At 70.3% G+C, this 13,056-nt stretch carries 14 protein-coding genes; all 14 read left to right on the top strand.

Annotation, left to right across the window (positions count from 1 at the left end; all coding sequences use genetic code 11):
- The first annotated feature begins 105 nt into the window (after window positions 1–105).
- The 14 genes from ACLLJJ_RS26275 to ACLLJJ_RS26210 all read left to right on the top strand — a co-directional run bounded on the left by ACLLJJ_RS26275 (window position 106) and on the right by ACLLJJ_RS26210 (window position 13,055).
- Window positions 106–2,007: a glycoside hydrolase family 15 protein gene (locus tag ACLLJJ_RS26275; protein WP_434595925.1), complete on the top strand. Its 1,902-nt coding sequence runs from the start codon at window positions 106–108 to the stop codon at window positions 2,005–2,007.
- Window positions 2,008–2,035: 28 nt separating this feature from the next.
- On the top strand, window positions 2,036–3,553 hold the full coding sequence (locus ACLLJJ_RS26270; RefSeq protein WP_434595923.1) for an ATP-binding protein: 1,518 nt from the start codon (window positions 2,036–2,038) through the stop codon (window positions 3,551–3,553).
- 74 nt (window positions 3,554–3,627) lie between these two features.
- The gene (locus tag ACLLJJ_RS26265) at window positions 3,628–4,143 is read left to right on the top strand and encodes a roadblock/LC7 domain-containing protein (RefSeq protein ID WP_434595922.1); all 516 of its coding nucleotides are present in this window, start codon (window positions 3,628–3,630) and stop codon (window positions 4,141–4,143) included.
- A complete protein-coding gene (locus ACLLJJ_RS26260; protein WP_434595920.1) occupies window positions 4,140–4,553 on the top strand; it encodes a DUF742 domain-containing protein in 414 nt (137 codons plus the stop codon). The genes ACLLJJ_RS26265 and ACLLJJ_RS26260 overlap by 4 nt, the downstream gene beginning before the upstream one ends.
- Window positions 4,554–4,605: 52 nt before the next feature.
- Window positions 4,606–5,193: a GTP-binding protein gene (locus ACLLJJ_RS26255; protein WP_283521856.1), complete on the top strand. Its 588-nt coding sequence runs from the start codon at window positions 4,606–4,608 to the stop codon at window positions 5,191–5,193.
- Window positions 5,193–5,834: a GAF domain-containing protein gene (locus tag ACLLJJ_RS26250; RefSeq protein ID WP_434595918.1), complete on the top strand. Its 642-nt coding sequence runs from the start codon at window positions 5,193–5,195 to the stop codon at window positions 5,832–5,834. Before ACLLJJ_RS26255 ends, ACLLJJ_RS26250 begins: the two co-directional genes overlap by 1 nt.
- An 87-nt stretch (window positions 5,835–5,921) precedes the next feature.
- Window positions 5,922–7,175, top strand: a complete 1,254-nt coding sequence (locus tag ACLLJJ_RS26245; RefSeq protein WP_434595916.1) for an acyl-CoA dehydrogenase family protein — start codon at window positions 5,922–5,924, stop codon at window positions 7,173–7,175.
- A gap of 134 nt (window positions 7,176–7,309) precedes the next feature.
- Complete coding sequence (locus tag ACLLJJ_RS26240; protein ID WP_283521859.1) at window positions 7,310–7,789, top strand: helix-turn-helix transcriptional regulator; 480 nt, start codon at window positions 7,310–7,312, stop codon at window positions 7,787–7,789.
- A 68-nt stretch (window positions 7,790–7,857) separates the two neighbouring features.
- Entirely contained in the window at window positions 7,858–8,430 is a 573-nt protein-coding gene (locus tag ACLLJJ_RS26235) for a hypothetical protein (RefSeq protein WP_434600526.1), read from the top strand.
- Window positions 8,427–9,002 (top strand): DUF6624 domain-containing protein, encoded by a 576-nt coding sequence (locus ACLLJJ_RS26230; RefSeq protein ID WP_283521861.1) that lies wholly within the window; start codon window positions 8,427–8,429, stop codon window positions 9,000–9,002. The genes ACLLJJ_RS26235 and ACLLJJ_RS26230 overlap by 4 nt, the downstream gene beginning before the upstream one ends.
- A gap of 72 nt (window positions 9,003–9,074) precedes the next feature.
- Complete coding sequence (locus ACLLJJ_RS26225; RefSeq protein ID WP_283521862.1) at window positions 9,075–9,542, top strand: DUF6082 family protein; 468 nt, start codon at window positions 9,075–9,077, stop codon at window positions 9,540–9,542.
- 130 nt (window positions 9,543–9,672) lie between these two features.
- Window positions 9,673–9,861: an FxLD family lanthipeptide gene (locus ACLLJJ_RS26220; protein ID WP_283521863.1), complete on the top strand. Its 189-nt coding sequence runs from the start codon at window positions 9,673–9,675 to the stop codon at window positions 9,859–9,861.
- Window positions 9,862–9,951: 90 nt separating this feature from the next.
- Window positions 9,952–11,991 (top strand): lantibiotic dehydratase family protein, encoded by a 2,040-nt coding sequence (locus tag ACLLJJ_RS26215; protein ID WP_434595913.1) that lies wholly within the window; start codon window positions 9,952–9,954, stop codon window positions 11,989–11,991.
- Window positions 11,988–13,055, top strand: coding sequence for a lanthionine synthetase C family protein (locus ACLLJJ_RS26210; RefSeq protein ID WP_434595911.1), 1,068 nt, complete (start codon window positions 11,988–11,990; stop codon window positions 13,053–13,055). Before ACLLJJ_RS26215 ends, ACLLJJ_RS26210 begins: the two co-directional genes overlap by 4 nt.
- Window position 13,056: the final 1 nt, after the last annotated feature.

Here is a 13,056-nt window from a genome sequence, read left to right as displayed (position 1 = left end):
CCCTCGCACAGGTGACCACCGAGTCCTTCCTCATCTACCGTTCCCGGCCGCTGCGGCGGCCCCAATGCCATCCCCGGATTCGCGGGGCCTACGGAGACCCACACGATGAATCGCCTTCCGCGTATCGAGCAGTACGGCCTGATCGGCGACATGCAGACCAGCGCCCACGTCTGCGACGACGGCTCGATCGACTGGCTGTGCCTGCCCCGTTTCGACTCGTCGGCCGTCTTCGCCGGCCTGCTCGGCACGCAGGAGCACGGATCCTGGCAGATCGCTCCGGCCCCGCCTACCGACGGATCCGACGGCGGAGCGGTCGCCGAGCGCCGGTACCTCGGTGACTCACTCGTCCTCGAATCGGGGTGGCGCACCCTGACCGGCTCGGTCCGAGTGCTCGACTTCATGCCGCCCCGCGACGGGGCACCCCAGGTGATCCGCATCGTCGAGGGCGTGACCGGCGAGGTGCCGATGGTCTCGGCTCTGCGTCCGCGTCCGGGATACGGCAGGGTCAGCCCGTGGATCCACGAGGTCGGAGGCCGCATGGTCGCGGAGGCCGGCGCGGACGCTCTGTGGCTCGACACCGGCGTCCAGCAGGTGGAGAAGGACGGCGTCATCGTCAGTGCCTTCGCCGTCGCCGCGGGACAGAGCGTGGCGTTCGTGCTCAGTTGGTGCCCCTCCCACGCAGCCGCGCCGGTCGTTCCCGACCCGGAGGCCGCGCTCGCCGAGACGCTCGCCTTCTGGCAGGACTGGGCGAAGGAATGCACCTACGACGGGCCCTTTCGCGAGCCCGTGGTCCGTTCCTTGATCGCGCTGAAGGCGATGACCTATGCACCGAGCGGAGGGATCGTCGCGGCGCCAACCACGTCGCTGCCCGAGGAGATCGGCGGCGGACGGAACTGGGACTACCGCTTCACCTGGCTACGCGATGCCTCCACGACACTGGCGGCCTTGCTGGGGGCCGGGTACCGGCAGGAGGCGCAGGCATGGCGGGAATGGCTGCTGCGGGCGGTCGCCGGCGACCCGGAGGACCTGCAGATCATGTACGGGATCACCGGTGAACGTGATCTACGAGAAGACGTGCTGTCGTGGCTTCCCGGATACGAGGGATCAGCCCCGGTGCGAGTGGGGAACGGGGCGGCGGACCAGCTGCAGCTCGACGTGTACGGCGAGGTGATCGAAACCCTGTACCTCGCGCACCAGAACGGTGTCGCCCACTGCGCCGACACCGCGGTCCTGCACCAGAAGCTCATCGAGCACCTGGTCCAGCGCTGGCAGGAGCCCGACGAGGGAATCTGGGAGATCCGCGGGGCACGCCGACACTTCGTGCACTCCAAGGTGATGGCCTGGGTGGCCATCGACCGCACCATCCGCCTGGCCGAAGCCGGCGCCCTCGACATGCACCTGGACACCCTGGTCGAGCTGCGCGAGACGATCCACCGCGAAGTCTGCACCCAGGGGTTCGACTCGGAGCGCAACACCTTCACACAGTCCTACGGCTCGCAGGAACTGGACGCCGCCACGCTGCTGATTCCCCGCGTCGGCTTCCTTCCGCCAGACGACCCGCGTGTCATCGGCACCGTGGACGCGGTACGCCGGGAGCTGTCCACGCCGGACGGGCTCGTGCGCCGGTACCCGACGATCGGCAACCACGCCGGGGTGGACGGCCTGAAGGGCGATGAGGGCGCCTTCATCCTCTGCTCCTTCTGGCTCGTGGACGCCCTGGCCCTGACCGGACGACTGGATGAGGCCCACGCCCTGTTCGAACGTCTTCTCGCGCTGCGCAATGACCTCGGGCTCCTGGCCGAGGAGTACGACCCCGTCGAACAGCGCCAGCTCGGGAACTTCCCTCAAGCGTTCAGCCACACGGGCCTGATCCAGAGCGCCCGGCTCCTTCATCTGCTGTCCACGCAGTCCTCCCCTCACGGAGGCGCGGTCGCGGTTCCGGCGCCCCGTTCCCCCTCACGCGGGCCGCGACAGACCTGCAAGGCCCTGACGTCGCAGCACGCCTAGCCGTCCCTCCCCAATGACGAGGATTTCCATGTCTGACAGCGCGTTCCCGACACGGCCGGCCACGACCGGCCACCGCCGACGGCGGTCGCCGCGGGCCGATGCCTTCACAGTGCACTGCGTCCGTCGTGCCGTGGTGCTGCCGCTGCTGCTTCTTGCGGTGCTGCTGGGCGTTGCCTTCAACGTCTGGGCGGCGGCGGTAGCTCTCGGTTGGCTCTTGGTCGGCCTGGTCTGCGGGCTGACCGGCGTCGGGCTGGTGGCGTCCCGCGGAGTGCTAACGGCTGCTGGTGCCGTGCAGGCGGCCGTAGAGGAACGACGCGCAGCGGAGCTGACCGCGGTCGCAGGGGTTGCGGCGGCCATCGAGAAGTCAGTGCAATGGTCGGCGGACGAGCTGTGCCGAGGGGCACGGCCGCCGCTGCCGGACATGCAGATGCCGCAGCCGGCCACTGCGACCGCAGAGATCGACAAGGCATTGGGTGCACTCCAGGTGCAGGCCCTTACCTCGCTGATACGCGTGCACGATGAGTCCCAGTCCGTCGTCCTTCTGGAAGTGCTGCGCCGCCTGGCCATGCGGGAGCACGCTCTGGTTGGGAAGGCCCTGGCGGCGCTCAGCCAGCTGGAGATGCTGACCGACGACCCGGAGCTGCTAGCGAAGATCTTCGAGATCGACCACCTCGTGACGCGGGTGCGTCGCCAGGTGGAGAGCACCGCGGTGCTCGGCGGACAGTCGCTGCGCAGCGTGCGCCGGCCGGTCCCGGTCACGACCACGCTGCGCGGTGCGATCTCCGAGGTGGTGCAGTACCCACGCGTGGCAGTCGCGGCCGGATCCGTGGGCACTGAGCTCGGTCTGCCCGGACACGTGGGTCCGGACCTGACACACCTGTTGGCCGAGCTGATCGAGAACGCCTGCGAGTGCTCCGATCCGATGACGAAGGTGATGGTGCGGGCGCAGCGCGTGCCGAACGGGCTGGCGGTCGAGGTCGAGGACCGGGCCATCCCCATGCATCCCCAGGCGCGCGCACAGATGAACCGTCTGCTCAAGGCCCCCGACGAGGTCGACGTCAGCGGGCAAGTACGAGCCGGACAGCTCGGGTTGCTGGTCGCCGCGAAGATCGCCCAGTCGCATGGGCTGTCCGTTCTCCTGCAGGAGAACGTGACGGGTGGCACCACTGCGCTGGTCATCATTCCGGCACGGCTCCTCGTAGCGATTCCTCCCGTCGGTGACGCGGGCGCCCGCCACCCGGAAAGGCGCCCATCCGCGCCCCCGTCGCCGAGGCAGGCCGCCGCAGCGACGGCCGATTCCTCGGCAGGGCAGGTCAAGCACCCGATCACCGTAGGCGCGCCCAGGGCCGACGAGACGGGGCACGCTGCTCCCGCGCCCGACCTTCCCCGGCGTACGCGGCAAGCTGGTTCATTCCCTCCCCCACATGAGCGGGAGCAAGCCCCTGCGACCGCGGCGACACCAGGGCTCGCAGCTGCCTTCCGCACGGGTATGGCCGGCGGGGCCGCCGCTTCTCCTCCCGCTTCGGCAGAGCACCCCAGCCCCTGATCATCGCCCGTTCCCTCCGCGTTCCCGGTGGCCCTGACGCATCCGCCGACCCTTCCCCTTCTGGAGCGATCCCCATGAGCACCCACCCTGAGATGAACCACGTGGCGACCGGTGTCGCACCCGCATCCGAGGCGACGGCGAGTCATCAGCGGGAGCACATGGCTTGGCTGCTGCGGCAGTTCGCCGCCGACGTTCCGGGCGTCACGCACGCCGTCCTGCTGTCGCGGGACGGGTTGCGGCTGGAGGACAGCGACGTCGACAAGGACTGGGCGGACGAACTGTCGGCCTCGCTCAGCGGAGTGGCCTCCCTCGCCTCGAACACCCGCGGCCCCAGCAACCAGCTGCGGCCGGCCAGTCAGGTCATCATCGAGCGAGACGACTGCCTGCTGTTCGTCCAGAGCGCTGGTCCCAACACGGCCTTCGACAAACACCCCGGCCGCGGCGGTGTGGTGAACGCGATCCTCGCCGTCGTCGCCACCACGGACGCTGACGTAGGCACTATCGGGTTCGAAATGGGGCGTCTGGTAGGGAAGTTCGACACCCACATGCAGACCCCCGTCCGAGTCGGCACCGGTGATGAAGTCCGGTGAGCACACACGGCGACGCGGCCGAGGACTCGACGTTCGTGCGGACCTACACGCTGACACGCGGGCGCACCAGGCCGCGGCACCTTCTGGGCCTGGACACCGTGCTGAACGCCGGACCCGGGCGGCCCGGCCCAGGCCAGGCCGAGGAATGCGAGGAGATCCTCGCCCTGTGCCGGGAGCACCGGCGTTCGGTGACCGAGCTGGCGGGACGACTCGGCCGCCCCGTCACCGCCGTCAAGATCCTCATCTCGGACCTCCTGGACGCCCACGCCCTGGTCGTCTCCGTCACCGATGCCTATGCCGCCTCCGGCACAGACGCGGATGAACGTCCCACTACCCACCTATTGGCGGCCCTCTCGGCGGGCCTGAAGAGGAAGTGGCCCGATGCCCACGCCTACCCCCAGGCCGGATGACCCGACCGTGACTCTGCGGACTCCGTCGCGCCCGCAATCCGGTGGACCGACTGTGCTGAAGATCGTGATCGCTGGGGGCTTCGGCGCGGGCAAAACCACCGCCGTGGGCGCCGTCAGTGAGATCAAACCGCTGAGCACGGAGGAGTACCTGACCGAGGCAAGCGCTGACGTGGACAGCCTGGAGGGCGTCGAGGCCAAGCAGACCACCACGGTCGCCTTCGACTTCGGCCGCCTCAGCCTGCCCGACGCACCCGTGCCTCTGGAGCTGTACCTGTTCGGCACGCCCGGCCAGGACCGGTTCGTCGACCTCTGGTACGACCTCTCCCGCGGAGCCGTCGGCGCGGTCATCCTGGTCGACACCCGCCGCCTGGACAGCAGCTTCACCCCTGTCAGCTTCTTCGAAGACATCGGCCTGCCCTTCGTCGTCGCCGTGAATCACTTCGACGGAGCCCACCGCTACCACCCCGAACAGGTCCGCGCCGCCCTCGAACTGCCCACCTCTGTACCGGTGGTCACCTGCGACGCCCGCAATCCGAACCACGTCGCCGGCGTCCTGCTGACCCTCGTCGGCCACGCCGTGAAGAACTCTCCGGCAGGACGCGTTCACCCCACATCCACTACGACCCTCCAGGACGCCTGATGTCATATCAGCCCAACGACCCCTACCTCGTGCCGCAGGCCACCCCATCCGCGCTGTCCTTACCGCAACGCGGCATGCGGGACACCGCCCGCGGGCTGGCCATCCCGGCCGGCGCCGCCGTCACCGGCCCGCAGCCCCAGCAGTCGAGCGAACTGGCGCAGCGGTATGAGCTGCTGGAACGCCTGGGCGTGTCCACCGCCGCCAGCCAGGACTTCGACGAGCTGGCCCGCGACATGGCCGAGCAGGCCGGATTCCTGTACGGGTTCGTCAATCTGTTCCTGGAGGAGCAGACCTTCGTCGGACTGCACCAGCCGCCCGCGGACAGCGGGTACGTCATCGTCGGCCGCACCATGAGCCACGACCACGGCTGGTGCCCGGAGGTCGTGGCGCGCAAGAAGGCCCTCCCGCTGCACGACGTGCACGCCAGCCCGCGCTTCAGCGGCAACCACGTGGTCGACGCGGTCGGGATCCGCTCCTACTTCGGCGCCCCGCTCATCCACGACAGCGGCACCGTGCTGGGCACGGTCTGCGTCATCGACCCGGAGAAGCGGCCCCTGAGCGAGGCCCGACGGCTCAGAGACATCGTCATCAGCACCGGTGCCCAGGCGATGGACCGCATCGCGCCCGCGCCCGTCCGCTAGGCCCGTTCCACCGCCCCCACCCGGGAGCCGCAAGCGATCCCCGGCCGCTCCACCGCGCGAATTCCACCCAGGGAGAGGGAGACGACCATGCCCGCCACACCCGCCCCACCGCCTCCGGCGCTGCGCCCCTATCTCACCGCCAGCCACGAACTGCTGTGGAACGAGGCGGACGCCTTCGCGGCCGAGCACGTCGCGCCGCGCGCCGCGCGGATGGAGGCCGCCCCAGGCAGCGTGGAGCGCAAGGTCGCCGATCTGATGGCCGCGCGGGGCTGGTTCGCCGTCACCGTCCCGTCCGCCTTCGGCGGTCTGGGCGCCGGCCACGTGGCCAAGACGGTCCTGATCCACCGCATCGCCTGCGTCTCGGCGGCTGCCGCAGCCATCCTGCAGGCCACCCTGATCCCCGTCGGCGCCCTGCTGCACTTCGCCACCTACGAGCAGAAGAGCCGCTGGCTGCCGGGCGTGGCGGACGGTTCGCTGCTCTTGTCGATCGCCGTGACCGAACCGACCGCCGGCGGGCACATCGGCGGCATCGAGACCACCGCCGAGAAGGCTGGCAATCACTGGGTGATCACCGGCAGCAAGGTCCATATCGGCAACAGCCACCTTGCGGGAGCCCACCTCGTACTCGCCCGGACCGCCGAGGCGGGCGTGCGCACCTCGCAGGCACTGACCGCGTTCATGGTCGAATCCGACCGCCACGGACTCTCCGTCAACGACCACCGCCCCGGCCTCGGCCTGCACGGCTTCTCCGCCGGCCGCCTCGACCTCGACCACGTCCGCGTGCCCGCAGACAACATGGTCGGAGAGATCGGCCAAGGACTGAGCGTTTCGCAGAGCAGCAGCATCCTGTACGGCCGTCCCAACCTGGCCGCGATCAGCCTCGGGATCCACGAGACGGTCGTCGCCACCACTGCTACCCGCCTCAAGGCACGCCCCCGCTACCAGGGCGCCCTGTCCGATCTGCCGGTCCTGCGGGACCGCATCGGTGACATGGAGGCCCGCCTGCGCGCCGCACGCATCCTGGCCTACCAGTCCGTGCACCTCCTCGACCGGGGCCTCTCCTGCGACGCCGACCTGATCAACGCCAAGTACCTGGGCCACCAGTGGGCGACGCAGTCCACCCAGGACGCCATGGAACTGCACGGCGCCCAGGCCCTCGACCGCGACTACGTCCTCCAGCGCCTGTGGCGTGACATCCAGCACACCTATCCACCGGCAGGGACCGGCGAAGTCCAGCGAATACGCCTGGCCGAGGCTGCCTTCGACGAGGACCACATCCAGTGGTCCGAACGCCTCGCCGCCGAAGCTGCCTGGGCACAGCCCGACCCCACCGCCGCATGAACCCCCTTCTGCGGCACCCCGCGAATTCAATCCGCCTCGCACGAGCCCGTACCGCAGGCCCCGCCCCCCGCAAGGGCCGACGGACCACCCGGCGACCGTCAACGCAGCAGAGAGAGACAGCCGTGACCCCGTCCATGACGACCAGCGCCCCGATCACACCGCTGAAACCGACCCACCAGCGCGTCGCCCAGCATCTCGTGAACGGTCTCACCACCCAAGACATCGCCACGAGGACCGGGCTGTCGCCCCACACGATCCGACAGTACGTCCGCGACATCCGGGTGAGCGTCCACTGCCCACCCCGCTGCAAGCCACAGGTTCTCGCGCAACTCCTGTTGGCTGCCAAGCAAGTCGCCCCGCCCACGCCGGACCGGCCAGCGCCTGAGCTCAACGCGGAGCAGCAGCTACTGCTGCGGGCGGTCTCTGAGCACAGCACCCCTTACGCCATCGCCCTCGCCGCCAAGATCGCCCCCGCCGATGTCCGGTCCGCACTCGACGAACTGCTCGATGTGACGGGCGCCGCCGACGTCACTCAGCTCGTCATCCTGGCCCACGCATGGGGCCTGCTGGGCGCCAGGCCGACCGGCACGGTGGAGAACGGAGCGAGCCAGTGAATACGTCATCCGCCGCGCCGGTCACCGAGCCGCCTCCCGCGCCCCGGCACCAGCGCGCATCAGCCACCGTGTACGAGATGAGGACTCTGGGCACGGACGCCGAGCGAGACGAGGCTGTCGCACTCGTCCAAGACCGTCAGCGCTGGCTCGCCATGCGCGGCCTGCCGGTACCCGCCCGAGCCGATATCCCGGCCCTGTTCCGCGACCCGCAGGCGAAGCTGGCAGGGCTGTTCGAGGACGGGTTGCTGCTCGCCTGCATGCTCCCGCAGCGCGCCCCCGACCTCGGATGGGGCGAGGGCCCGTGCCTCTTCCTGGGCTCCGTCCACACCCTGCCCAACCGCTCCGACGACACCGTCCAGCTGATCACTCTGTGGGCATCGGACTTCGCCGCCCGGCTGGACCTACCGCTGGTGCGCGCTGAGGTCCTGGCACGTCACGCCCTCGACGTTGATCCGATTGCACAATTCCTTCGTCGGCTCACCGACATGGGCTGGGACGTGCGCGGATCGGGCACGGGGCAACACGAGGAGCGGGCCGCTCGCCTCGAACTCATCGCCGAGCAGCGCTCTGGGCTGGGCGCACTCATCAAATGCCAGGTCCACGAGCCGCAGTCCATCGCAGACAGCCGGAGCATCGCGTGACGGCCGCCGAACCGCTGCGGCCGGACCTCGCCCGCGAACTCATCGCCCGCGCAACGCAGTCGGCAGCGCGGCGGGCCAAGCGCGTGCGCAACCACCTCGACGCCGTACAGCTCGGCCAAGGCCGTCACGCCGACCACGCCGACACCAAGATCCTGCGTCGCATCCTGGCCGAACACGACTGGCCCGGCCACCGCCTCGTCGGCCCGGATGCGGCGCGCGCCGCATGGAGCCTGGCTCTTCACGCCGACGACGACGCCGACTTCCAGCGGGCGGCCACCACCCTGCTGGAACGCGCAGTCCAGGACGGCGACGCGCGCATCCAGCACTGGGCACACCTCTACGACCGCACCCTGGCCAACAGCGGTCGCCCGCAGGAGTTCGGGACCCAACGGATCCTCACTGCGACAGGGGTTGAGCTGTGCCTGGTTCGCGCGCCGGACTCTTTGGACCAGCGAAGAGCCTCCGTCGGACTGTCACCGATCGCCGTCGCCTTGGAGACGGTGCGTCGCCGGCTCGCCCAGGATCACCAGGCCGACGACTCCTCGACCGTCGTACTCGCGGAGGTCGCATGACCCAGCGAGCCCCGCCCACTCCACCGATCCGACTCACCCACCGCCCCCTGACCTGAAACGGACCGTTGACGTATGAAGCTCACCACCGTTGTCCTCACTGCCGGCGCTGCCGTCTCCCTCGCGAACGCTGCGGTCGGAGCCGCCCGGCTTCGGCAGGAGGCACGGCACCAGGCCGAGCGGAACGAGGCGACCGTCGCGCGGAATCAGCTCGACTGGCTGGCCCAGATGTCCACCAACCCCGACCTCGCCAAGCTGTGGAAGCCCGAGGACATGGACGTTGAGGAGTACGTGCAGTTACTGGCTGCCAACCAGCTCATTTGCGCCCTCAGCCTGCGCGACCGGCTGGGCTTCGTCCGCGACGAAGGACTGCCGTTCTTCGCCTCGATGGTCATGAAAAGCGACGTCTGCAGGCGGTATTGGTCCCGCTTCGGAGACCTCCGCGCCCAGGAGGCGGAGGGCGACGAACGCGCCGAGCAGTTCACCAGGGTGCTGGACCAGGCCGCGAAGGCGCACCAGGAACCGCAGCCCGCAGCAGCCTGACAACACGGGCACCACCGACTCCCAGACGTCGTGGAACAGGCGCGCCACAGTCGCCGCCGCCGTCTGGCACCAAGATCCGGGTCCCGACCGGGCCCCGGCCCGCACCACCTATCGCCACTAGGAGGCAAGCATGACCGCCGTGCAGACGGAAAGGCCGACCGCCCCCGCGCAGTCGGACCTCGTGATCACTGACGAGACCGACCCGTTCGGACTCGACATCACCTTCATCGAGGGCACACCGGCGACCGAGACGGTCCTGATGTGCGGCACGGGCGACAACTGCGGCAGCTCCTGCCCCAGCGCCTGCACCACCTCGTAAGCCGGGCCACCCCGGCAACGCGGGCCGGACGGGGGCTCTCTCCCGTCCGGCCCGCCCCGCCCGTCACGCAAGAAGATAGGGAGAGCCCTGATGACACGGCACCGGCCCAGCCTGTACAAGGCCGCGGGGCAGGCCATGCTGCGCGCCTCGGTACACACGACCGAGCCCGCCATGCCGCCCTGGCCGACGGGCACGGCCCTCGTGGAAGAGTGGCGCGCGTGGCTGGGCACGGTGTGGTCCGACACCGAGTTCCGCCGGACCGTTTCGCAAGCGAGCCCCCATCTGGCGGACCAGGTGCAGGCCATCATCAATGGCCGCACACCGAAGGTGCGCCGGATGCGCCGGGCGGCGCTGTCCACCGCCCGCTATGCGATCCGCTACGCACGTCGCTCCACCCCCTACGGCCTGTTCGCCGGCGTCGCCCCGCTCGGCTTCGACCAAACCACGTCCGTCCGCATCGGCGAAGAGCACCAGGCTCTGGCACGCCCTGAGCCGACCGAACTCGAGGAGATGCTCAGCACCTGGGAGAGCGACGCTGCGCGCATGGCCGACGCCGAGGTCTGCGTCAACACCCTGATCCAACAGCGCGACCAGCACATCCACGTGCCCTCCGAGGGCGACGCCGAGTTCCGCCTCGCCCTCAGCCCCGCACTGCGTCTCGTCCTCGATCTGGCCCGATCGCCGATCGGCTACCGCCAATTGTCCGACAAACTGACCGCGGAGTTCCCCGCCGTGAGTGACACCGCGCGCGACCGGCTGCTCGGTGAACTGCTGCGGGTACGGCTGCTGCGCTCCTCGCTGCGTGCGCCCGCCACCGTCGCCGACCCCACCGACGTCTTACCGCCTGCGGTGCGCGCTCAGGCAGCTGGACTGCGGACAGCGTGCGACCTGCGGCTAGACGCCGACGTGCGGCTGCCCGAACAGGTGCTGACCGAAGTGGAGACCGCAGCGACCGTCCTGGCCCGCCTGGTCACCCACCCGACCGGAACACCGACATGGCAACGATGGATCGAGCAATTCACCGAGCGCTACGGCGAGAACACCATGGTGCCGGTGGAAACGGCGACGGACCACGACAGGGGCGTTGGCTTCCCGGCCGGGTTCCTCACGGCGAGCGAACCGCCCCGGCCGATGTCGCGACGCGACCGCCTGCTGCTGGAGCTGGCCGGCACCGCCGCCACCGAAGGCAGCCGCACCGTCGCGCTGACCGGGGCAATGATCGAGCAACTGGAAACAGCGGCCGGCGACAAGCCCCACAACTTGGCACCCCACCTCGAACTGGCCACACAAGTCCACGCCTCCTCCATCCCGGCTCTGAACCGCGGGGACTTTCGGCTGCGCGTGCTGACCGTCTCCCGCTCGGCCGGATCGATGACCGGCCGGTTCTGGCACCTACTGCCGGGCACGGAGGCGGCGTACGCGAACCTGCCCACCGTCGATCCGGAGGCAGAACTCGCGCAGCTCTCCTTCCACGCCGGACGGGTACCGGCCGACCTGCTCACCCGCGCGCCGCAGGCCCTGCCACGCGTCGTCAGCGTCGGCGAATTCCGCCGCCCCGACCCGAACGTCCTCTTCCCCGCCGACCTGTCGGTCGCTGTCGCCGACGGCCGCCCCCAGCTGGTGGAGTCCGCAACGGGCAAGCCACTGGAACTGCTAGCCCCCACCGCAATCAACTTCCTGTGGAACAACTACACCCCGCCGATGGCCCGCTTCCTCGGCGAGATCAGCCGGGCCGCGTCCCCGCAGGTGACCTGGTTCGACTGGGGGGCCGCCTGGGCTCTGCCCTTCACCCCGGCACTCACCTACCGGCGCACCATCCTCACTGCCGCCCGGTGGAAGATCCGCAGCCGCATACTGCCCGCCCGCACCGCGCCACTTCAGCAGTGGGCGGACCAACTCCACGCCTGGCGGACCCGGTTCCAGGTGCCGGAACAGGTACTCCTGACGGAGGACGACCAGCAGCTGGCCCTTGACCTCACCCGCGACGTCGACCTGGACCTGCTGCGCGCGCACCTGGATGCCAGCCCCGTCGGCGTCGCCACCCTCCACGACGCGCCCCCGCCGGATGCCGACGGGTGGATCGGTGGCCGGGCCCACAGCATCGTCGTCCCCCTGGCCAGGCGCTCATGACCTCGACGACCGTTCCCCGTACGCAGGACCTGTCCGAGGGCGCCCTGGGCATGGCCCTGCTCGACATCGAGCGCCGTGACCTGTCCATCGCCCGCCGCCACCTCGCCCAAGCCACCGCCCGGGGGGTGAGCACCGGCAGCAACGCCAGCCTCTTCCACGGTGCACCCGCCCTGGAGTTCGTCCTGGCCCGCGCCCACGGGGCCGGAGACGACGTCCGCGCGGCCGTCGACCGCGTCGTGGACGCCCGGCTCGCCGCCGCCCACCGCCGTCAGGCCGCCGGCACGCTGCCTCACCTCGCCGAATGGGACCTCATCCGTGGCCTGACCGGGCTCGCCGCGCTTCTGCTGTCCCGCCCCATCGCGCCCCGGCTGCCCGACGTGCTCGCCTGCCTCGTCGCGCTCGCCCGCCCTGCCCGCGGTGACGGCCGGATGCTGCCGGGGTGGTGGTCGGCGGTCGGCCCGGACGGGAAGGAGATGGCCGGCGGGCACGGCAACAACGGCATGGCCCACGGGATCGCGGGGCCCCTGGCCGTGCTTTCCCTCGCTCTGCGCGAAGGAGTCAGCGTCCCCGGCCAGAAGGAGGCCATCGGCACGTACACAACTTGGCTCGACCGGCACGGCGCCCACTACTGGTCCACCTCAGCACACCTGGACATCGACCAGCCACCCGGGACGGAACCGGCCCGCCAGTCCTGGTGCTACGGCCAGCCCGGCATCGCCCGCGCCCGGCAGCTCGCCGCGCTCGCCCTCGGCGACCCCGCCCGGCGCCAAGCGGCCGAAAACACCATCGAAACCATCCTGACCGACCCACAGCAGCTCGCCCGCATCACTGACTCGACCCTCTGCCACGGCTGGGCCGGGCTGCTGACCCTCACCCGCGCGGTCGCCGCCGACAGCCCCGCGCCCGCACGCTTCACCCCCATCGTCCAGGACCTGCACCGACGGCTGGCCGCCGACTGGGAGCACCTGCCCAAACCAGGCTTCCTGGAAGGCCGCGCCGGAGCCCAACTCGCCTTGCACGGAACCGATACCGCCGGCTGGCCCCGTGCCCTCCTGCTCACCTGAC

It is taken from the genome of Streptomyces sp. A5-4, from assembly GCF_051131715.1.
Lineage (GTDB): Bacteria > Actinomycetota > Actinomycetes > Streptomycetales > Streptomycetaceae > Streptomyces.
This window is presented reverse-complemented; position numbering and strand designations above follow the sequence as displayed.

What these genes read in the sequence shown, in the direction of transcription:
- ACLLJJ_RS26225 (WP_283521862.1), top strand. Translation starts at nt 9,075, where the DNA reads ATGAAGCTCACCACCGTTGTCCTCACTGCCGGCGCTGCCGTCTCCCTC.
- ACLLJJ_RS26275 (WP_434595925.1), top strand. Translation starts at nt 106, where the DNA reads ATGAATCGCCTTCCGCGTATCGAGCAGTACGGCCTGATCGGCGACATG.
- ACLLJJ_RS26240 (WP_283521859.1), top strand. Translation starts at nt 7,310, where the DNA reads ATGACGACCAGCGCCCCGATCACACCGCTGAAACCGACCCACCAGCGC.
- ACLLJJ_RS26220 (WP_283521863.1), top strand. Translation starts at nt 9,673, where the DNA reads ATGACCGCCGTGCAGACGGAAAGGCCGACCGCCCCCGCGCAGTCGGAC.
- ACLLJJ_RS26210 (WP_434595911.1), top strand. Translation starts at nt 11,988, where the DNA reads ATGACCTCGACGACCGTTCCCCGTACGCAGGACCTGTCCGAGGGCGCC.
- ACLLJJ_RS26250 (WP_434595918.1), top strand. Translation starts at nt 5,193, where the DNA reads ATGTCATATCAGCCCAACGACCCCTACCTCGTGCCGCAGGCCACCCCA.
- ACLLJJ_RS26215 (WP_434595913.1), top strand. Translation starts at nt 9,952, where the DNA reads ATGACACGGCACCGGCCCAGCCTGTACAAGGCCGCGGGGCAGGCCATG.
- ACLLJJ_RS26265 (WP_434595922.1), top strand. Translation starts at nt 3,628, where the DNA reads ATGAGCACCCACCCTGAGATGAACCACGTGGCGACCGGTGTCGCACCC.
- ACLLJJ_RS26245 (WP_434595916.1), top strand. Translation starts at nt 5,922, where the DNA reads ATGCCCGCCACACCCGCCCCACCGCCTCCGGCGCTGCGCCCCTATCTC.
- ACLLJJ_RS26270 (WP_434595923.1), top strand. Translation starts at nt 2,036, where the DNA reads ATGTCTGACAGCGCGTTCCCGACACGGCCGGCCACGACCGGCCACCGC.